The sequence below is a fragment of the Chitinophaga pinensis genome, from assembly GCF_007896845.1.
Lineage (GTDB): Bacteria > Bacteroidota > Bacteroidia > Chitinophagales > Chitinophagaceae > Chitinophaga > Chitinophaga pinensis_C.
In genome coordinates this window covers 281,765-302,516 of record NZ_VOHS01000002.1, presented here as the reverse complement: position 1 = coordinate 302,516, position 20,752 = coordinate 281,765, and the positions used below count along the sequence as shown (strand labels likewise).

Annotated in this window: 13 protein-coding genes; 12 read left to right on the top strand and 1 reads right to left on the bottom strand. The window is 44.9% G+C overall.

Annotated features, from left to right (window positions below; translation table 11 throughout):
- The first annotated feature begins 1 nt into the window (after position 1).
- The 3 genes from FEF09_RS03190 (at position 2) to FEF09_RS03180 (ending at position 3,173) form a co-directional block, all read left to right on the top strand.
- Entirely contained in the window at positions 2–1,300 is a 1,299-nt protein-coding gene (locus FEF09_RS03190) for an adenylosuccinate synthase (protein WP_146303679.1), read from the top strand.
- Between the two features lie 100 nt (positions 1,301–1,400).
- Positions 1,401–1,862 carry a hypothetical protein gene (locus tag FEF09_RS03185; protein ID WP_146303677.1) on the top strand — a complete coding sequence of 154 codons (462 nt, stop codon included), beginning with the start codon at positions 1,401–1,403 and terminating at the stop codon, positions 1,860–1,862.
- A gap of 111 nt (positions 1,863–1,973) precedes the next feature.
- The gene (locus FEF09_RS03180) at positions 1,974–3,173 is read left to right on the top strand and encodes an anthranilate synthase component I family protein (RefSeq protein ID WP_261387308.1); all 1,200 of its coding nucleotides are present in this window, start codon (positions 1,974–1,976) and stop codon (positions 3,171–3,173) included.
- A 15-nt stretch (positions 3,174–3,188) separates the two neighbouring features.
- Here FEF09_RS03180 and FEF09_RS03175 read toward each other — a convergent pair whose 3' ends face one another.
- Positions 3,189–4,118: a TIGR01777 family oxidoreductase gene (locus FEF09_RS03175; protein ID WP_146303673.1), complete on the bottom strand. Its 930-nt coding sequence runs from the start codon at positions 4,116–4,118 to the stop codon at positions 3,189–3,191.
- A 208-nt stretch (positions 4,119–4,326) separates the two neighbouring features.
- Between FEF09_RS03175 and FEF09_RS03170 the strand changes: the two genes are divergently transcribed.
- From FEF09_RS03170 to FEF09_RS03130, 9 genes are all read left to right on the top strand, one after another.
- A complete protein-coding gene (locus tag FEF09_RS03170) occupies positions 4,327–5,835 on the top strand; it encodes a hypothetical protein (protein WP_146303671.1) in 1,509 nt (502 codons plus the stop codon).
- 227 nt (positions 5,836–6,062) lie between these two features.
- The gene (locus FEF09_RS03165; protein WP_315898143.1) at positions 6,063–6,638 is read left to right on the top strand and encodes an RNA polymerase sigma-70 factor; all 576 of its coding nucleotides are present in this window, start codon (positions 6,063–6,065) and stop codon (positions 6,636–6,638) included.
- 95 nt (positions 6,639–6,733) lie between these two features.
- A complete protein-coding gene (locus FEF09_RS03160; protein WP_146303668.1) occupies positions 6,734–7,699 on the top strand; it encodes a FecR family protein in 966 nt (321 codons plus the stop codon).
- 200 nt (positions 7,700–7,899) lie between these two features.
- Positions 7,900–11,469, top strand: coding sequence for a SusC/RagA family TonB-linked outer membrane protein (locus FEF09_RS03155; RefSeq protein WP_146303666.1), 3,570 nt, complete (start codon positions 7,900–7,902; stop codon positions 11,467–11,469).
- Between the two features lie 32 nt (positions 11,470–11,501).
- Positions 11,502–13,112: a SusD/RagB family nutrient-binding outer membrane lipoprotein gene (locus FEF09_RS03150; protein ID WP_146303664.1), complete on the top strand. Its 1,611-nt coding sequence runs from the start codon at positions 11,502–11,504 to the stop codon at positions 13,110–13,112.
- Positions 13,113–13,134: 22 nt separating this feature from the next.
- Positions 13,135–13,755, top strand: coding sequence for a hypothetical protein (locus FEF09_RS03145; protein WP_146303662.1), 621 nt, complete (start codon positions 13,135–13,137; stop codon positions 13,753–13,755).
- Between the two features lie 9 nt (positions 13,756–13,764).
- The gene (locus FEF09_RS03140) at positions 13,765–16,497 is read left to right on the top strand and encodes a M14 metallopeptidase family protein (RefSeq protein WP_146303661.1); all 2,733 of its coding nucleotides are present in this window, start codon (positions 13,765–13,767) and stop codon (positions 16,495–16,497) included.
- Positions 16,494–17,939 carry an amidohydrolase gene (locus FEF09_RS03135; protein WP_146303660.1) on the top strand — a complete coding sequence of 482 codons (1,446 nt, stop codon included), beginning with the start codon at positions 16,494–16,496 and terminating at the stop codon, positions 17,937–17,939. Before FEF09_RS03140 ends, FEF09_RS03135 begins: the two co-directional genes overlap by 4 nt.
- Before the next feature lie 5 nt (positions 17,940–17,944).
- Positions 17,945–20,716, top strand: coding sequence for a M14 metallopeptidase family protein (locus tag FEF09_RS03130; RefSeq protein WP_146303659.1), 2,772 nt, complete (start codon positions 17,945–17,947; stop codon positions 20,714–20,716).
- Positions 20,717–20,752: the final 36 nt, after the last annotated feature.

The window sequence follows — 20,752 nt, the reverse complement described above, 5'->3', positions numbered from 1 at the left end:
TATGGTAGATGTTTTGCTGGGCCTACAGTGGGGCGATGAAGGCAAAGGAAAGATTGTGGATTATTTCGCAGGTAAATACGATGTCATAGCCCGCTTTCAGGGTGGACCCAACGCAGGGCATACTTTATATGTGGATGGCCAGAAGGTAGTATTACATACGATTCCTTCAGGTGTGTTCCATAAAAATACCATTAACCTGATCGGTAATGGCGTGGTACTGGACCCTGTTACTTTTAAAAAGGAATGTGATAAGATCACTGCCCTTGGCGTAGATCTGAAAAAGAACCTTTTTATTGCGGAAAGAACACATATTATCGTTCCTTCTCACCGTGCCCTTGACAAGGCTTCAGAATTGTCTAAAGGTGCCGAAAAGATCGGTTCTACCCTGAAAGGTATCGGACCTGCATATATGGATAAAACAGGCCGTAATGGTCTGAGAGTGGGTGATGTGCTGCGTAGCGATTTTAACGAGCGTTATGCCAAACTGAAAGAGAAACATCAGCACCTGCTGGCAGGTTATGATTTCTCTGCAGAGATCAAAGCTGAAATTGCGAAAGACATCGCTGAGTGGGAAGCTGAGTTCTTTGATGCGGTAACTTACCTGAAGCAGATGAACATCGTGAATGGAGAATACTTCATCAACGAAAAACTGCAGGCTGGCAAGAAAATCCTGGCTGAAGGAGCACAGGGTAGCATGCTGGATGTGGATTTCGGTACTTATCCGTTCGTTACTTCTTCCAGTACTATCTCCGCCGGCGTATGTTCCGGTCTGGGTGTAGCACCAAAATGGATAAAAGAAGTGATCGGTGTAACCAAAGCTTATTGTACCCGTGTAGGTAGTGGACCATTCCCTACAGAACTGCATGATGCAACCGGTGAAAAACTGCGTGCAGAAGGTAATGAGTTTGGCGCTACTACCGGCCGTCCACGTCGTTGTGGCTGGATTGACCTGGTGGCCCTGAATTATACCTGTATGCTGAGTGGTGTTACACAGCTGGTAATGACCAAAAGCGACGTACTCGACGCTTTCGATGAAGTATATGCATGTACTGCATACGAAATCAATGGTCAGCAGACAAAAGCAATGCCTTATCAGCTGAACGAAACAGAAGTTAAACCTGTCTGGGAACAACATAAAGGCTGGAGCGATGAAACAGCAGCCAAAAGCAAGCATTTCAATGAATTGCCTGCCGAGATGAAATTATTCGTAAAAGCAGTAGAGAATTATCTGCAGGTACCAGTGAAATTTGTATCAAATGGACCGGGCCGTGATCAGATTTTAGAGCAGGAAAATGCTTAAAAAATTACGGAAAAAAATCGGCAAAAAAAATTTGGCTAATACAAAAAACTGTTAAAACTTTACGCAAAAGAAATACGCTAAAGACTTAAGTGAACCTATTATGAAATCAAAATCTGATAACGAAAAAGAGACCAAAAAGACTAGTTCTCCAAAGACTACGAAAGCAGCGCCTAAAGCTGCTAGTAAGCCTAAGAAGGAAGAGGAGGACGATGATGAAGATCTGGATGAGGAGGAAACTCCCCGTAAGTCTGCTGCTTCTAAAAAATCAGATAAGTCGGCTTCAAAGTCCAAAAAGAAAGGTGATGATGATGAGGAGGATGATGTAGAAGAGGAGGATGATATGGATCTGGATGATGATGATGATAGTTGGGGCAAAAGCGATGACGAGGACTATGATCCTGATTTCGAAGAATTCGACATGCCTAAACCTAAGAGCAAACGTGGTCGTCCTGGCAAGAAAAGTGCAGACGATGATGATGATCTGGGCATTGACGACGAATTCAAAGATATGGGTCTGTTCAACGACAGAGGTGGATTTGACGATGACGACGACGATTTCTAAGCATTAAAAGCAAGCATTATCAGGATATTTTACGGTTTCCCGGTTAATGATCCAAACTTATTTAAACAGCAAATGTTGAATTGGAGCAACCAGTTCAACATTTGCTGTTTTTTGGATAATAACAACTACGCTTCCATCTATCACCAAAACGAAGCTATGCTGGCCGCAGATGCGCTGGATACGCTTTCCTGTCAGGCCGGTAATGCCTTTTCCTCTTTACTTCAGTACCATCAGACCCATAAGGACTGGCTCTTTGGCCACCTTGCCTATGATCTCAAAAATGAGACCTTCCCGGGCTTATCTTCCCATAACAAAGACGGTATCAACTTCCCGGATCTGTTCTTCTTCCGGCCGCGTATTATCATGCTTTTAAGTGGTCACGAAGTACGTATAGGAGGATGGGATATGGACGAAAACGCGGCAAGGGATATTTATGCACAATGCACTGCGATGTCAGTACATGTAACACCGCATACGCCCCATGGTACTGTGCAGGCACACCTTGATAAACAACAATACCTGGACGCAGTAAGAGGTCTGCAGGACCATATCCATCGTGGTGATTGTTATGAAGTGAACTTCTGTCGTGAGAATTTTATAGAAGATATCATTGTTGATCCGCTCTCACTGTTTGAAAAACTGAATAAGGTTTCGCCTTCTCCTTTTGCGGCCTATTACCGTACCAATGACCTGTATATGGCCTGTTCCAGTCCCGAACGTTTCATGCAGAAGCATGGGCAGGAAGTCATCTCCCAGCCTATCAAAGGAACGATCAGACGTGCGGATAATCCGGTAGCGGATGAAGAACGTCGCAAAGAATTGCAGCAGAACAGTAAGGAAAGGGCGGAAAATGTGATGGTGGTTGATCTGGTACGTAATGACCTTTCTCATACGGCTCAACGTGGCAGTGTGGAAGTGACGGAATTGTTCGGGATCTATTCTTTTGCACAGGTACATCACATGATCTCTACGGTAAGGGCTATACCGGAAGCAGGTATGCCTTTTACAGAAGTGATCCGTCAGGCATTCCCAATGGGGTCTATGACAGGCGCGCCTAAACTGAGTGTATTACAACTGATAGAGCAATACGAAAAGTCCCGCAGAGGACTATTCTCCGGTGCACTGGGCTACATTACACCGGAAGGCGACTTTGATTTTAATGTGGTGATCCGCAGTATATTATACAATGCCGGCAGCCGATACCTGTCCTTTACAACCGGTTCCGCCATCACCTACTATGCTGATCCCGTAAAAGAATGGGAAGAATGCCTCTTAAAGGCAGAAGCTATGAAGAAAATACTTGCGGGTTAACGCCTGCTATTCCTGCTAACCTTCTTTCTCCTGAAATATCTTTTCCATCGCACTGCGAATATCCGGATAAGAGAATACAAAGCCCGTTTCCTGTATTCTGGCAGGCGATAAACGGCAGCTTTTAAGTACTTCTACACTCATCTCACCTAAAGCCAGTTTAAGGGCGAATGTGGGCACATGTACAGAAATGAAGCTCTTGCCTTTCGCTTCCTGCGCCATGGTCATCACCAGTTCCTTATTCTGTACAGGGTGTGGCGCTGCAGCGTTATATATACCCTCCAGATCATGATTGACAATCGCACTGAGGTACAGACGTGCCAGATCATGTATGTGGATCCAGCTGACATATTGTTCTCCGTTACCAAGGATAGTGGCAAAGCCCAATTGTAAGGGTTTATAGAATTCTTTCAGGGCGCCGCCGGCAAGGCTGAGGGCAATCCCTGTACGAAAGATGACCACCTTCTTCCCCAACTCCTGCATTTTCAGGATCGCGTTCTCCCAGGCAATACAGGTAGTACCCAGAAAATCATCGGCAGGAGGGTCTTTTTCTGTAAAGGCTGGTCCGCCTTTATCTTCTCCATAATAACCGGCACCGGAAGCGCTGATCACTTTTTTGACCTTATTTGGATACTTCTCCAGTGCCTTATATAAAAGCGCAGCACTTTGCGTACGGCTGTTCATGATTTCCTTCTTACGGGCAGCCGTCCAGCGTTTATCAGCTACATTGGCTCCGGCCAGATGTACGATGTAATCAGCCTGTTGTATAGCTGTTTCATCAATAGTCTGTCTTGCCAGGTCCCACTGGGCATAACTGACAAGCTCATTATCATTGTCCTGTCCCGCGCGGCGGCTCAGAATTATGACCCTATAACCTACCTCTGTAAGCAGTTTTGTAAGTACCCGGCCCACGAGACCCGTGCCGCCGGTAATTAAGACCGTATCCATAACAGTAAAATTACATCATTCAGGGCTAGAAATTACGAATTGAGAATGACGAATTACCGCAGCCCTGCGTATTCATACGCCCTAATTACGTATTTTAGTATCAACATACAGGAATGCTCCACGTTTTCCTGAGATTGTTTCACAATGAATTATAGCCATTTACCGTTAATTCAGTATCCTAAACTTGCAACCTTTTAAATTTTACATAATGCGCATTCTATATCTCTATGCTTTACTGGTGTTATGGAGTGGGGCTGTCATGGCTCAGAAAGTCACCTATACAGACCTGGAAAGAGACGATTACAAAAGCACGGAATTCGAAATCATCGGCAAGGTGTCAGGGAACATCATGGTGTACAAGAGTGATAGGGGAGACTATGCCATTTCTATCTATGACAATGCCCTGCAACTCAAAAACAGGGTGAAACTTGATTTCCTGCCTAAAAAGCTGATCAGTGTAGATTTTATCAACTATGCTGACAAGGTATTTATGATATACCAGTTCCAGCGTAAGGACGCTGTATACAGCTTCTGTGCTACGATGGATGGTACTGCCAATTTCACCGGCGCACCGGTAATGGTGGATTCTACCCGCATCGGATTCTATACCAAAGACAATAAGGTCTATTCTGTAGAATATTCGGAAGACAAAAACCGTATCATGGTCTACAAGATCAATCAGGATAAGGAAAACGATAATGTCTTCTATACCTTCCTTTATGATAGCTCCTTTCAGCTGATCAATAATGCGAGGGTATCATTGCCGATGGAAAATAAAAGGATCTTCCTCAGCAATTTTAACCTGACCAATGGAGGTGATCTGCTGTTCAACAAACTTGAACGTACCAGTAACAGAGATTATATTGTCAGTGGCAGCCTGATTGTGAAAAGAGCAGTGGTGGATTCCTTTAGTTATGTGCCTATGGAGCTTAAAACACAGTTGCTCGACGAAGTGAAGATGAAGGTGGATAATAACGCCAATAATGTACTGGTGACCGCCTTTTATTATAAACAGAAGAGAGGAAATGTGGAGGGCCTGTACGTTAGCAAGTACAATTACGGCCAGAATCAGAAACTGTTCGAAAAGGAAGTGACCTTTACGCCGGAACTGAAGTCAAATGCCAAAGGAGATGCCTCCACAAGCGCTGCATTCAATGATTACTTCATTCGTAAGATCATCAATACCAAAGATGGCGGCTTCCTCGTAACAGCGGAGTCCTACTACACCACTTCCCGTACACAACCGTGGAACCGCTGGAATTATATGTATGGCCCTTATGGTATGTACACGCCATACTATTATTCTCCTTACTCTCCTTTCTACTACAATCCCTGGTATAATAACTATAATTCTCAGGACCGTTATCACTATGACAACGTAGCCGTACTGTCGCTGGATAATGAAGGTAACCTGCTGTGGAGCAATTTCGTACATAAAAGCCAGTATGACGATGGTTCTGACCTGTATCTGTCTTATATGATGGTCAACATCGGCAGCGAACTACGTTTCCTCTACAACGAACTGGACAGACGTAATTTCATGATCACAGATAATAGTGTACAACCTGATGGTAAGAGCAGCCGTAAGCCGACCCTCCGTAATCTGGATAAAGGGTTTACATGGATGCCGCGTTATGGTAAGCAGATCAGCTCCCGTTCGGTACTGATTCCCTGCATCAACAGGAATTATATCTGTTTTGCGAAGATCGACTTCTAAATGTGCCTGAGCACCAGCTTATATGGAAAGACGGTAACACCTGTTACCGTCTTTTTTTATGCCTGTATAGTAGCAAATTTCCATATTTCTGTTGAATGCATGTTGTAGTGACTTACTTAGAAGTAGTAGTTTTTGATGGGAAATAGAGAATATTTTCAGTTTGTGCTATGATTTCTTTACTTTTTTTTGTTAGTTTATAGTATCAACCAAGTTTCGGATCGCTAAAAATCTACATTATCAGAAATTTAAATACATATGATGATGCAGAGTTAACTGACCTGTTGCAGACAGGTGACATGGCCGCCTACGAGTGCATTTATAACAAGTACTGGCCACTATTATATGCCTATGTGTATAATCGCCTGAAATCAAAGGAAATAACGGAAGAAATTGTTCAGGAGGTATTCTTCTCCCTCTGGAACAGACGGGCAGAGCTACAGCTGACACAAACACTCTCTGCATATCTTTATACGGCTGTTAAATACCAGATCTTCAATTACATGAAAGCCGATAAGGTACGGAAAACCTATGCGGGTGCTTTTTCCCGCTATAATGAGCAATTACAGGACAATTCGAATGAAGAGTACATGACCTATGCCGATCTGGCAAATGCAGTGGAAAAAGAAGTCTCCCGCCTGCCCGAAAAATGCCAGCAGGTATTTCGGATGAGCCGGAATGAACACCGCTCCATTCAGGACATCGCCGCTGCCCTTAATATCTCTCACAAAACGGTGGAAAACCATCTGACCAAAGCCCTGAAGCATCTGAGACTGGCTTTCCGGGAATATTTCTGGCTTTTTTAGATTTTTTTGGTTTGCAGTAGGTGTTTCGTCTTTCTCAGTTTACATATATATAGCAAGGTGCTGCTGTCGTACACTAAAACAAGCCTCAGATACTGATGGATCACAAGGAATTTAAACATCTACTGGACAGATATACCCAAGGCCTCCTCAATCAACAGGAAATAGAACGCCTCGAAGGCTGGCTGGATGCTATGGAGGATAAGACCGCATTTGAAAGTCTGGATAAAGAAGCATTGTCAGCATCCAGAGAAGCGATGTTCAGTCAGCTGACCCGACGTATACAGGAGCCGCCTGAGACAGCACGTATTGTCAGCTATAAACGTACACTGGCCATCGCCGCAGGTATAGCAGCTATTGTACTGACAGGTTATATCTGCCGTAAAAGTATTCTGGATGTTGTCGCACCACATAGAACGACTTATGCTTATAACAGCAAAGGATACATTACAAAACAGATCCTGTCAGATGGTAGTATCGTATGGTTGAAAGGGAACAGTAAACTGATCTTTCCCGCAAAGTTTCAAGACAATGAACGTACCGTTACGCTGGAAGGAGAAGCCCTGTTTGAGGTCAGTAAAGATGTGAAACGACCGTTTATTGTCAGCTGCAGATCATTGACCACACAAGTATTGGGCACCAGCTTTAATATTCGTAGTAATGAACAGGGAGAAGTGTCTATATCTGTGCTGACCGGCGCTGTGGTAGTCGGTTCAGATGCGACCCGGAAGCAGGTCGTACATACCAATGAAAGTATCGTGTATTCTGAAAAGAAAGCATCCGTAGTCAATGTACATCCATCACGGAAAGACATACACGAGTTTATAAATGGCACTGAGTACGATATGGCATTTAATGATGCCAGTATGCATAGTGTTATACAAAAGATAGAAAAGAAGTTCGAAGTTAAGATCAACCTGGAAGATACCGCTATTCTAAATAATGTCATTACAGCGGACATGACCGACCAATCACTGGCACACACAATGGAGATGATCAGCCAGGCACTCAACCTGGACATAAGGATCAATGATAAGATGGTATCACTACGAGCAAAAAAATAAAACTATGAACTGTAATTCAACCAAAATCAGGAAGTATCACACTAAAAAATCGCCTATGATCAGAAAAACAAACCGTAAAAGATAACGCAGAAGCCCGGCGCCTCTGCTGAAAATGATAACCCCTGTAATGCTACGTGAAAGCGTGGTAAGGGAATTCCTTTGTCTCATTCAACCAGAAATCTAACAAAGAAAACAGGCCTATGCGCAAAAATGTAAAGACACATGCTTTTGTGAACAAATCCGTCATTATCACTTCGCTGACAACTGTGGTGACGCTTTTTACAGGCATCCGGCATGTCTGTGCACAGAATATCCTGCACAAAAAGATCTCTTTGCAGGCTGACGATATGAGCCTTAAAATGGTGTTGAACCAGATCCGCTCTAAAACCGATGTAAAGTTTGTATACAGTTCTGATCATATCGCGATGGACAGGAAAGTTACAGCCACCGCTAAAGAAGAAGAACTGGGCAAAGTACTGGATAAAGTACTGGGCAGACTGGATATCAGATATGTCGTGAATGAAGATTTTATTATCCTGAAAGAGAAAAGTGAACAAGGCAATATGTCATCATTGCCTGCACCTGCTGCAGACACAGTGATTAAAGGAAAAGTATTCAGTGAGAGCGGTGATCCATTCCCCGGCTCTACGATTGTTGAGAAAGGTACCAGTAATGGCGTCACATCAGGAGGTGATGGCTCATTTACCCTAAAAGTAAAACAGGGCGCCACACTCGTTATTACAGCGATCGGTTACCATGTTACAGAGATCAGTGCAGCTCAGGCAGGCACCATTAAACTGCAGGCTGCCGTAAAGCAATTACACGATATCGTTGTAACAGCCGCTGGTATCGCACGTCAGAAGAACAGTCTGGGATATTCTGTCAGCACCGTTGGTGCTGAAAAGCTGGCACAGAAATCTGAACCCGATCCCGTACGTGCATTGACCGGTAAGGTAGCTGGTGTGAATATACAATCAGCAGGTGGCGTAGCAGGTGGTGGCACCAATATCACTATCCGTGGTAACTCATCATTGAATGGTAATAACCAGCCGCTTTTTGTCGTAGATGGTGTTCCATTCGATAATTCCAGTTTTGCCAATGTGGGCTCTTCTTCTGTTGGTGGTGTAGGTGTAACAAACCGTGCTTTCGATCTCGATCCCAATAACATACAGAGCATGACGGTACTGAAAGGTGCCGCCGCAGCTGCTTTGTACGGATCAAGAGCCGCCAATGGTGCTATCATCATCACCACGAAAGCTGGTAAGAAGAAAAGTCGTAAAGGCACTGAGATCACTTATAATACTTCCTATGCAATTGAAGATGTAGCCGGTTTGCCGGAATATCAGACGCGCTACGGACAAGGAACAAATAATGACTACAGACAAGGTGTATATGCTTCCTGGGGCCAGCCATATGAAGGTGTCAGCAGCATGTTGCCTACCCGCTCCACTATCCCGCATCAACTTACCCGTCAATTCACGTCTGCTGTATTTCCTACGTTTTATGAAGCAGATGGTGTGACTCCTATACAGGTACCTTACAGATCTTATGCTAAAGAGAATGCTAAAAACTTTTTCAGAACAGGTAGTGTATATGAGAATGCCATCACCATTTCTTCTGGTAGTGAAAAAGGAAACTTTAATGCAGGTTTCTCAAATACAGATAACAGAGGTGTTGTACCGGGCAACGAAATAAAACGTACTTCTGTCAATATCGGCGGGAATATCCGTCTTGAAAATAAATTCTATGCAAGTGGTTCGATCAACTATGTGACCACCCGTCAGAAAACACCACCGGTCGGCGGATTGACTGGTTCTATCATGTCTACATTGATGTATGTACCAACCAGCTACGACCTTACTAATTATCCCTTTGAGAATCCGATAGATGGTAGTAACGTATATGATTATACGGGTGTGGATAATCCGTATTGGTCTGTTAAACATAGTCCGAGTAAAAGTGACGTAGACCGTTATTACGGTAATCTGATCGTAGGTTTTGACCCTTTCCCCTGGCTCAACGTGCAGAATACCATCGGCTTCAACGCCTATACTGACAGAAGACTCAGTGTAAGAGGAAAAGGTTCTGCATCCTATGCAAACGGTAGCATCACCAGTGATAATATCTACAGACAGGAATTGGATAACACCCTGTTATTAACAGCGACACATGCCGTGACGCCTGATATCTCTGTCCGCGCCATCCTTGGTAATAACGTGAATCAGCGCCTGACAGACAGGAAAGCTTTTTACGGTGATAATATCATTGTAGCAGATCTGCATGATATGAATAATACCAGTTCTGTGACAGGTGTACAACTGACTAATAACAGGAATCTGTTAAAGCAGAGATACTACGCTTTCTTTACAGATATCACATTCGACTACAAGAACTTTGCTTCATTGAACCTGGTAGGACGTAATGATGTGTCATCAACATTGCCAGCTAATAACCGCAGTTATTTCTATGGTGGTGTGAATGGTTCACTGGTCTTTACAGAGGCATTACATCTGAACAAGGAGATCCTCAACTTTGGTAAAGTAAGGGCAGGTTATACACGGGTAGGTAATGAAGCTTCTCCTTATCAGACAGCGAACTTTTATCAGATCAATGCGATACTGGGGGGAAGCACAACGCCTTCCAATGTAGGCCTGCCTTTTACACCTGCCAATGGGGCTACGTATAATATCGTTACGCAATCCAATCTGCTGACCAATAGTAATCTTAAACCTGAGTTCATTACTGAACTGGAATTAGGCGGTGAATTACAGTTCTTCGATAACCGTATCGGGATCGACTTTACTTACTATAACAAGCGTAGTACTTCGCAGATATTTGAAGTGACTGCAGCACCTTCTTCCGGTTATACCACACAGATACTGAATCTGGGAGAGGCGACCAATAAAGGCATTGAGATCGGATTTACAGCGGTACCTGTCAAAACCGCCAATGGGTTTAACTGGGATATCAATGCCAACTTTACCCGCAACCGGAATATGATCAAAGATCTCGGTGGATATGAAAGCTTTAGTTATGGTGGTACCAATGGTACAAGCAGCGTACATATTGTAGGCCAGCCTTATGGCCTGATACAGGGTACTGCCTATGCGCGTGATGAGGAAGGAAATATACTGATCGATCCCAGCTCCGGTAAACCGCTGGTATCAGGTGCATTGAAGGCCATTGGTAATCCCAACCCTGATTTTATCCTTGGTATTGCCAATACCTTCAGATACAAAAGTCTTACACTCAATGTATTGTTTGACTGGAAACAAGGTGGACAAATGTATTCCAACACAGTCGGACAAATGATGTCCCGCGGTGTGACAAGAGACACAGAAGAACGTGAGTTTCAGATAGTGTCACCGGGTGTACTGGGAGATATCAATACACTAACGGCACTAAAAGATGAACGCGGACAGAAGATCCCCAACAATGTTGCCATCTCTTATGAAGACCATTTCTTCAATGGTGGTATGGGCCCCGGTGGTGTGAATGAAGGTTCTGTTTTTGACGCGACCGTATTCCGTTTACGTGAAGTCTCGCTTGCTTTTGAATTCCCGAAGAGTTTCCTTGGCAATACGCCGTTTGGTTCAGCCAGCATATCACTGTCCGGCAGAAACCTCTGGTACAACGCGCCTAACTTCCCTAAGTACAGCAACTTCGATCCGGAAGTAAGTTCATTGGGTGTGGGTAACTCACAGGGATATGATAACCTGTCAGTACCTACTACCAAGAGATTCGGTGTCAATTTAAGGTGCTCCTTCTGATAAGGGATATTCATCACTCAAATGACTTCATTATGCAACTGAAACATACAACATATACATTACTGCTAAGCAGCTTTGCACTGATAACAGGCGCCTGTAATAAGTTTGTCGATATTAACACCGATCCCAATAACCCGACTACAGCGCAGCTGTCCCTGTTGCTGCCATCTACAGAAGTATCTATGGCTGCTAACATGTACGAACTGAATAGTGGTACATCTACATTCATGCAACACATGGTATCTTCTGGTGACCTGAGTCGTTATCAGCAGCAGGGTACCAGTTTTGATGATCCATGGGATGGCTTTTACAGTCAGACGCTGAATGACCTTGAATCCATTATTGCCAGTGGAACAGCGCAACAGGAATGGGGCTATGTCAGCATTGCAAAAATAGAAAAGGCATATTTGGTGAGTCTCATGGTAGATATGTGGGGAGATATTCCTTATTCGGAAGCTGAGAAAGGACAACAGACTGTGAGTCCGCCGCTGGATAAAGGAGTGGATATCTATGAGCATGTACTGACATTGATAGAAGAAGCTTTACAGGATGCAGGGAAAGTATCAGCGACTACATTGGTGCCTTCCAGTGCAGATATGATTTATAACGGACTGAAAACCTCATGGGTTAGTCTGGCGAATTCACTGAAATTAAAGTTATACAACCAGATAAGACTGGTTGATCCGGCAAGATCGACAACGGCTATTCAGGGATTGATCAGTAATCCCGCTACGTTGATAGGAGGTACGACCAATTCCAATACTACTGACTACACATTCAGGTTTGGTGCAGCGCAAAATCCTAACAACCGTCATCCGTGGCATCGGTCAGAATATCAGTCCAGCAAGAACTTCTATATGTGTCAGTCGTTTATAGATCTGCTGTTCAATAATGATGATCCACGTCTGCGTTACTTTATCTATCGGCAGAATGCTACAGCTGGTCTGAATAACTCTACAAACAGTAATGGATACTATGGACGTAACCCGGGTGATGGTACTGCTGCTCCGGCTGATCTGAACAGACGTTCTACTTTTGGTGTCTTTCCTGCTGGTGGTTTATATGATAATGCACTCATCAACAACATACCTGACACCTATAGTTATCTGAGCAACACGGGCGCTACAGCAACATTAAAGGTAGTAGCCACTTCAGATGGTACAGGTGCAGGTGTTATACCCTTATTGACCAATGCGATGGTAAAACTCATCCGTGCAGAAGCTGCGCTTGCGTTAAATACAGGTGATGATGCACGACAGAATTTTGCAGATGGGGTCACTGCTCATCTGAACAATATCAGTACTTATGGTGCTGCTAACGGAGGAGTGGCCTTATCGCCTGCTGCAATCAATGGTTTTGTGGGTAAACTGCTGACAGCCTATGATGCGGCTGATGCAGCAGGTAAAATGAATATGGTGATGACGCAGAAATACATTGCCTGTTACGGGAATGGTATGGAGGCCTATAATGATTATCGCAGAACAGGTTTGCCGGTATTACGTGCGCCGTTATCGCCGCTGAACTCCTTCCCGCTGAGACTATACTATTCGCAGACAGAATTATCTGCCAATACAAGTCTGGGAGAGAATGCCGGTGCATTGCAAATCGCGCAGCAGACAACACCTGTATTCTGGGATAAATAACTATCACGCAAAATTATAACACATGAGATATCTGATAATAGCTATACTGATCATCTACGCAGGGATTAATTCGTGTAAAAAGGCAGACTATGAATGGGAGCAATATGAATATACCGCTGTACCTGTTGTAACGATCGATACGACAAAAACAGCATTGCCAACAAGACAGGCGGGTAAAGTCGCCTTCTTCAATCTCAATGATCCGGCACTCGCCGATCAGACCTTTGCCTTCTCACTCAACTGGGCTGGCTTTGATAAGGCAGTTGTGAAGTCCATTGAAGTGTATAGCAGTTATAATAAAGCAGAGTCCAGTGTACCTGCTTATCCGCTGGTGATTTCTTCTCCGGGTAATCAATATCCGAACATTGCACAGTTCCCTTTACCGAGTATTATCGGTACAAAGGATAAGCTATATGAGACGGTGACAACCTTTCCAAAATCGTATTCCTTTACAGCAGCCCAATTGGCGGAGATGAATAATGTATCGCTTGGAGTTGTAGCAGTAAATGACTATTTTCTCTTCAAGTTTATACTCAACCTGGAAGATGGCCGCAGAATAGTCACATTCTTCAACAATATATGCGATGAATCACGTGGAGAACCCGGTGATTGCAGAGTAGGTGTCAGATTCAAGAAACAGTAAAACTGACTTATGGCAAGAAAATTCTACGGTATGCTGTCGCTGCTATTATCTGCAGCTACGGCCCTGGCACAGACAGTGCCTTCTCCAAAGGAGCATTTTGGTTTTAACATTGGTGATGATTATCAGTTAGCCACTTACACGCAAACGGAAGCTTATTTTAAGAAGCTGGCTGCATCTGATCGTACGGCCCTTGTGGATATTGGTATGACAGAAGAAGGACGTCATCAGTATATGCTGATCGTATCTGCTCCTGAAAACATCAAGGCGCTGAACCGCTACAAAGACATCTCACAGAAGCTGGGACATGCTGCAGGCCTGACGGATGAAACAGCCCGCCAATTATCTGCAGAAGGAAAAGCAGTGGTGTGGATAGACGGTGGATTACATGCTACAGAAACAGTAGGTGCGCATCAGCTGATTGAAACCATGTACCAGTTGGTGACGCGTACAGATGCAGAGACCATGAATATTCTGCAGAATGATATTATCCTGCTGACACATGCAAACCCTGACGGACAGGAACTGGTGTCCAACTGGTATATGCGGACGACAGATCCGAAGAAAAGAGCATTGAATATTCCCCGTCTGTATGAGAAATATGTAGGCCATGATAATAACAGGGACTTCTACATGATGAACATGAAGGAGAGTCAGAATATCAGCCGGCAGTTATTTGTTGAGTGGATTCCGCAGATCATGTACAACCATCATCAGCGCGGCCCTGCGGGTTCTGTATTGGCAGGACCTCCTTACCGTGATCCTTTCAATCACATTTATGATCCTCTGATAGTAACAAGTATAGATGCTGTAGGCGCAGCCATGAATAACAGGCTGAATGCAGAGAATAAACCCGGTTATACACAACGGAACGGATCTACTTTTTCCACCTGGTGGAATGGAGGGCTGCGTACTACACCTTACTTTCATAACATGATTGGACTGCTGACAGAAATTATCGGCGGACCAACACCTGAGACGGTACCATTAGTACCTGACAGGTTGATTCCCAATGGTGCAACACCCAATCCGATTGTGCCGCAGGAATGGCATTTCCGTCAGTCGATAGATTATTCTGTATCCCTGAATTATGCTGTGTTAGATTACGCGGCACGTTACAGAAGTGAGCTGTTGTTTAATATTTACCGGATGGGTAAGAATGGTATCGAGCGTGGTAGCGCTGACCACTGGACCTTTTATCCCCGTTATGTAGACTCTATTCGTACAGCCTACAAATTTGATAAAAAGAATGATTCTACCACAGAGGGAGAGACAGGCGGCGGAGAGTTTTCTTTCGGAAGAGAAGATACCATCGCGACTAAATACTATGCAGGTGTATTGAAGAATCCTGATTATCGGGATGCACGCGCGTATATTATTTCCGCAGATCAGCCGGACTTTCCTACTGCTGTGAAATTCATCAATGCTCTGAGTCGTTCCGGTATTACTATTCACAAGGCAAACGCTACCTTCAGTGTAAATGGTAAACAGTATCCGGCGGGTTCTTATGTCGTAAAGACTGCGCAGGCTTTTCGTCCGCATGTAATCGATATGTTTGAACCACAGGATCATCCTAATGATTTCCAGTATGCAGGTGGACCGCCGATCCGTCCTTATGACGCTGCCGGATGGACCCTCGCTTATCAGATGGGGGTGCAGTTTGATCGTATACTGACCGCCTTTGACGGACCACTTACAGCATTGCCTTACGGACAGGTAGAATCACCTTTATCAACAACATTACCTGTTGTGAAGAAAGGTTATTTGATTGATCCTGCTGCCAATAATGCATTTATTGCGGTGAATGATCTGCTGAAAGCAGGTGTTAAAGTATCCCGTACTGATAAAGGTATTTTCTATGTGCCGGCGGGTGCAAAGAGTGAGAGTATTCTGAGTAAGGCAACAACGGAACTGGGTATTGTTGTGAGTGCGGCAGATATTGTGCCTGCTAAGCTGAAAGGAGTGTCGCCTTTGCGCATTGGTATATGGAATACGTATGGTGGTTCTATTCCTGCGGGATGGCTAAGCTGGTTGATGGAACAGTATCATTATTCTTATGACTTTCTTTATTCACAGGAGGTGGATAAAGGTAATCTGCGTAAGAAATATGACATGCTGATCTTTGTGACAGGAGCTATTCCTGATACGGGCAAACCTAAGAAGAGTGATTACTGGTTTGGTAAATTGCCAAAGCCTGAGGAGTTATCAGATGAATTTAAACCATGGCTGGGCAGGATCAACAAGGATACGTCTATCCCACAATTAAAACAATTTCTGGAAGCAGGTGGAAAGATCGTAACGATCGGTACCAGTACCAATCTGGCTTATCATCTGAAACTGCCTGTAGAAAACGCGTTGACAGAGAAGAATAAGAAAGGTGAACTGAAGCCATTACCGGGTACAAAATATTATATACCGGGTAGTCTGTTGATTGCAGATCTTGATACCACAGCAGCGGAGAACTGGGGTATGCCTGCGAAGAATGATGTATATTTTGACAGAAGTCCTGTATTCAGATTTACCAATGGGGCTGCTGGCGCAGGTATGCGTAAACTGATCTGGTTCTCTACGGCGACGCCATTACATAGTGGATGGGCCTGGGGACAACAATATCTGAAAGATGGTATTGCGGCATTCGCTGTGCCGGTAGGAGCGGGAACACTGTATGCATTTGGCCCGGAAATCACGTTCCGTGGTCAGTCGCACGGTACATTCAAATTACTGTTCAATCAACTGTATAAATGAGAAAACTGATCATTCCCTTATTAAGTTGTTTGCCTGTACTGGCAGTTGCGCAGGACAAGGACAAACAGGCGATCACCGCTTATCTTGATAAACAGTCCGCTACCTATGCAGACATCTCAAAAAAGATCTGGGGATATGCAGAAGTAGGTTATCAGGAGGAGAAGAGTTCCGCTTTACTGGAATCTGTGTTAGAAAAGGAAGGTTTTACGGTAAAGAAAGGGATTGCTGGTATTCCTACTGCTTTTGTAGCCAGTTATGGTAGTGGTCAGCCGGTGATAGGCATACTGGCTGAATATGATGCATTACCCGGTTTGTCGCAGACAGATGAGCCGCAGCAACATGCAATAGAGGAAGGAGGTGCCGGACATGGATGCGGTCATAATCTGTTTGGTACAGCATCTGTTGCCGCAGCAGTGAGTGTAAAGAACTGGTTGAAAGCACATAATGGAAAGGGTACGATCAGGGTATATGGTTGTCCGGCGGAAGAAGGCGGTTCAGGTAAGGTATACATGGTAAGAGCAGGATTATTTGATGATGTGAATGCTGTATTGCACTGGCATCCCGGCAATGATAATTCCGCTGCCACTTATCCATGGATGTCCAACAAGAATGCGAAGTTCCGTTTCTATGGAGCTGCGTCACATGCATCAGGTGCCCCTGAAAAAGGCAGGTCTGCGTTAGATGCAGTGGAAGCGATGGATTTCATGGTCAATATGATGAGAGAGCATGTACCTGATCATACGCGTATTCATTATGTGATCACGAAAGGAGGCGACGCGCCGAATGTGGTGCCAGCTTTTGCAGAAGTGTATTATTATGTACGGCATCCGGATATGCAGGTAGTGAAGGATGTGTGGGAAAGATTGGTGAAAGCCGCAGAAGGTGCAGCCATGGGAACGGGTACGACGATGAAGTATGAAGTGATTGGTGGTGTGTATAACATGTTGCCGAATGAGGCATTGTCCAGAATAATGGATACGAATCTCAGACAGGTGGGAGGATATGTTTACACCTCTGAAGAAAGAGCTTTCGCACAAAAGATACAATCCACTTTAGTAGATAAATCAAAATTGCCCGATCTGGATAAGACGACCAGTACTGTACAGCCTTTCGTCATTGAAACGGGTATCCGTGGCGGCGCCTCTTCAGATGTGGCGGATGTAAGCTGGGTAACACCGACTGCTGGTATTTCTACGGCTACCTTTGTACCGGGATCTTCCGGGCATAGCTGGCAGAATGTGGCAGCAGCCGGTACCAGTATTGGTGCGAAAGGGATGATGATTGCAGCCAAAACGATTGCCCTTACAGCTTATGATCTGTTCAATGATCCTGCTGTATTAACAACCGCTAAAGAGGAGCTGAAAACGAGACAGGGACCTGCTTTTAAATATGAAGCCATGCTGGGTAACAGAGAACCTGCACTGGATTACCGTAAAAAATAGAGACTATGAGATATACCTTAAAGGGTTGGTTGCTGATGGCTGGCATTGTTGCCCACTCAGCACTACAGGCCCAGACTGTGCCATCACCCAAACAGCATTTCGGTTTTAATATCGGAGATGACTATCAGCTGGCGACTTATACACAGACGGCTGCTTATTTTCAGAAACTGGCAGCATCTGACAGAGTGAAGCTGACAGATATCGGACTTACAGAAGAAGGCCGGCATCAATATATGTTGGTAATTTCTTCTCCGGCGAATATCAAACAACTGGAGCAGTATAAAAAGATATCGCAGCAGCTGGCCAGAGCAGAAGGTTTAACACCAGAGCAGGCAAAGGATTTATCTGAGAAGGGGAAGGCCGTTGTATGGATTGACGGAGGATTGCATGCGACGGAAGTCGTAGGTACACATCAGCTGATAGAAACAGCGTGGCAGCTGATCAGCAGGAATGACCCCGAAACAATGCGTATACTCGATAACGTCATTATACTCATGACGCATGCAAATCCTGACGGACAGGAACTTACCAGTAGCTGGTATATGCGGAATGCAGATACTCTGAAACGTTCGACAGATCAATTGCCGGTATTATATCAGAAGTATATAGGGCACGATAACAATCGTGATTTCTATATCATGAACATGAAAGAAAGCGCCAACATGGGAAAACAATTATTCCTTGAATGGATGCCGCAGATCATGTATAATCATCACCAACGCGGGCCGGAAGGTTCTGTTTTGGCAGGGCCTCCGTATCGCGATCCTTTCAACTATTTCTTTGATCCGCTGATGATCACTGGTATTGATGCACTGGGTGCTGCCATGTATAACCGGCTGAATGTGGAAGACAAGCCCGGTTATACAAGATTGAACGGGTCCAGTTTTTCTACCTGGTATAATGGTGGTCTCCGTACGACGACACAGTATCATAACATGATAGGTTTGCTGACGGAGATCATTGGTAATCCGACACCGGAGAAAATACCTGTAGTGCCGCAGCGTCTGATTCCTAATGGTGCGACGCCTAATCCGGTAAGACCGACAGGAGACTGGCGCTTCAGGACGTCCATTGATTATTCGGTATCACTGAACTATGCTGTACTGGACTATGCTGCCCGTCAGCGGGATGAGGTATTGTTCAATATTTATAAGATGGGTAAGAATGCCATTGATAAGGGTAACACGGATTCATGGACATTGTCTCCTAAACGGGCCGATGCTATTACTGCTGCCTATAAAAAGGCGCAGAATGATACGACCAAAGATGATGGCAGTGATCCCTATGGCTGGATGAGAAGAGGCAGTAGTATTGGTATGCAATATTATGATGCGGTGTATAAGAATCCTGCAGAAAGAGATCCACGGGGTTACGTCATCCCGGCTGATCAACCTGATTTCGCTACTGCTGTCAGGTTTGTGAATGCCCTGATCAAAGCGGGCATTGGTGTGCAGAAAGCGACTGCTGCTTTTACAGTGGCCGGTAAACAATATCCTGCGGGGTCTTATATCGTACGTACGAATCAGGCTTTTCGTCCGCATGTGCTGGATATGTTTGAACCACAGGATCATCCTAATGACTTCCAATATCCGGGAGGCCCCCCTGTCCGTCCTTATGATGCGGCAGGGTGGACCCTCGCTTTTCAGATGGGTGTAAAATATGATCGTGTGTTGGACGACTTCAGCGGACCGTTCGAGAAACTGCCTTACGGGGAGTTGCAATCACCCTCTGTTTTATCTTTTACACCGGCTACCAGCGGAGGTTATCTGTTAAGTGCGCAGGTGAATAATGCTTTTATTACTGTGAATGACCTCATGAAAGCGGGCGTAAAGGTTTATCGCCTTTCTGAGGGACAGGATGGGATTGCACCCGGTACTTTCTTTGTTCCGGCAGGTGCGCAGGCAGATAATATTCTGAAAACGGCTGCTGCGCAATGGGGTGTAGCCGCAAAAGTGGTGAAGAAACGTCCGAAAGGGGCTACTGAAGCTATGCCTTTACGCATCGCGTTGTGGGATAACTATGGTGGTTCAATGCCTTCAGGCTGGATCCGCTGGATGATGGAACAGTATCATTTCCCTTTCAGTCTGGTGTATCCGAAAGATATAGATGCCGGTACGCTAAAGGAGCATTATGATGTGATTGTATTTGTGACAAGGGCTATTCCGCCGGTGGGAGGTGAAGAGAATAACCGGTATGGTTATCGTCAGACGCAGCCAGAGGCAGCTGATATTCCGGAACAATACCGGAAAATGCTGGGGCGTATTTCGAAAGACACATCGATTCCTCAGCTGAAAGCATTTCTGGAAGCAGGCGGTACCGTTATAACGATTGGCAGCAGTACCAATCTGGCGTACCATCTGGGTTTGCCTGTACATAACGCATTGGTAGAGAAGGGAAAAGATGGTAAAGAACAGTCTTTGCCGGGAACGAAGTATTTCGTGCCGGGTAGTATTCTGCAGGTAGCGTTTGACAGTACACAACGGGCCGCCTGGGGTATGCCGGCTGTAGGTGATGTCAATTTTGATAATAGTCCGGTGTTCAGATTGGACAATGATGCCGCTTCCAAAGGAGTACATCCGATCGCCTGGTTTACCACAGATAAGCCTTTGCGTAGCGGCTGGGCCTGGGGACAGTCGTATCTGAAGGATGGTGTGGCTGCTTTTGAGGCATCCGTAGGCAAGGGGAAGCTGTATGCTTTTGGGCCGGAAATAACTTTCCGCGGACAGTCACATGGTACTTTTAAGTTATTGTTCAATGGGTTGTATGGACAAAAGTAACAGAATAACAGAGTGATGAAAAAGACCGTCTCATGT

Coding starts and splice junctions, on each gene's coding strand:
- FEF09_RS03140 (WP_146303661.1), top strand. CDS start 13,765: ATGGCAAGAAAATTCTACGGTATGCTGTCGCTGCTATTATCTGCAGCT.
- FEF09_RS03145 (WP_146303662.1), top strand. CDS start 13,135: ATGAGATATCTGATAATAGCTATACTGATCATCTACGCAGGGATTAAT.
- FEF09_RS03160 (WP_146303668.1), top strand. CDS start 6,734: ATGGATCACAAGGAATTTAAACATCTACTGGACAGATATACCCAAGGC.
- FEF09_RS03190 (WP_146303679.1), top strand. CDS start 2: ATGGTAGATGTTTTGCTGGGCCTACAGTGGGGCGATGAAGGCAAAGGA.
- FEF09_RS03135 (WP_146303660.1), top strand. CDS start 16,494: ATGAGAAAACTGATCATTCCCTTATTAAGTTGTTTGCCTGTACTGGCA.
- FEF09_RS03170 (WP_146303671.1), top strand. CDS start 4,327: ATGCGCATTCTATATCTCTATGCTTTACTGGTGTTATGGAGTGGGGCT.
- FEF09_RS03185 (WP_146303677.1), top strand. CDS start 1,401: ATGAAATCAAAATCTGATAACGAAAAAGAGACCAAAAAGACTAGTTCT.
- FEF09_RS03155 (WP_146303666.1), top strand. CDS start 7,900: ATGCGCAAAAATGTAAAGACACATGCTTTTGTGAACAAATCCGTCATT.
- FEF09_RS03150 (WP_146303664.1), top strand. CDS start 11,502: ATGCAACTGAAACATACAACATATACATTACTGCTAAGCAGCTTTGCA.
- FEF09_RS03130 (WP_146303659.1), top strand. CDS start 17,945: ATGAGATATACCTTAAAGGGTTGGTTGCTGATGGCTGGCATTGTTGCC.
- FEF09_RS03175 (WP_146303673.1), bottom strand. CDS start 4,118: ATGGATACGGTCTTAATTACCGGCGGCACGGGTCTCGTGGGCCGGGTA.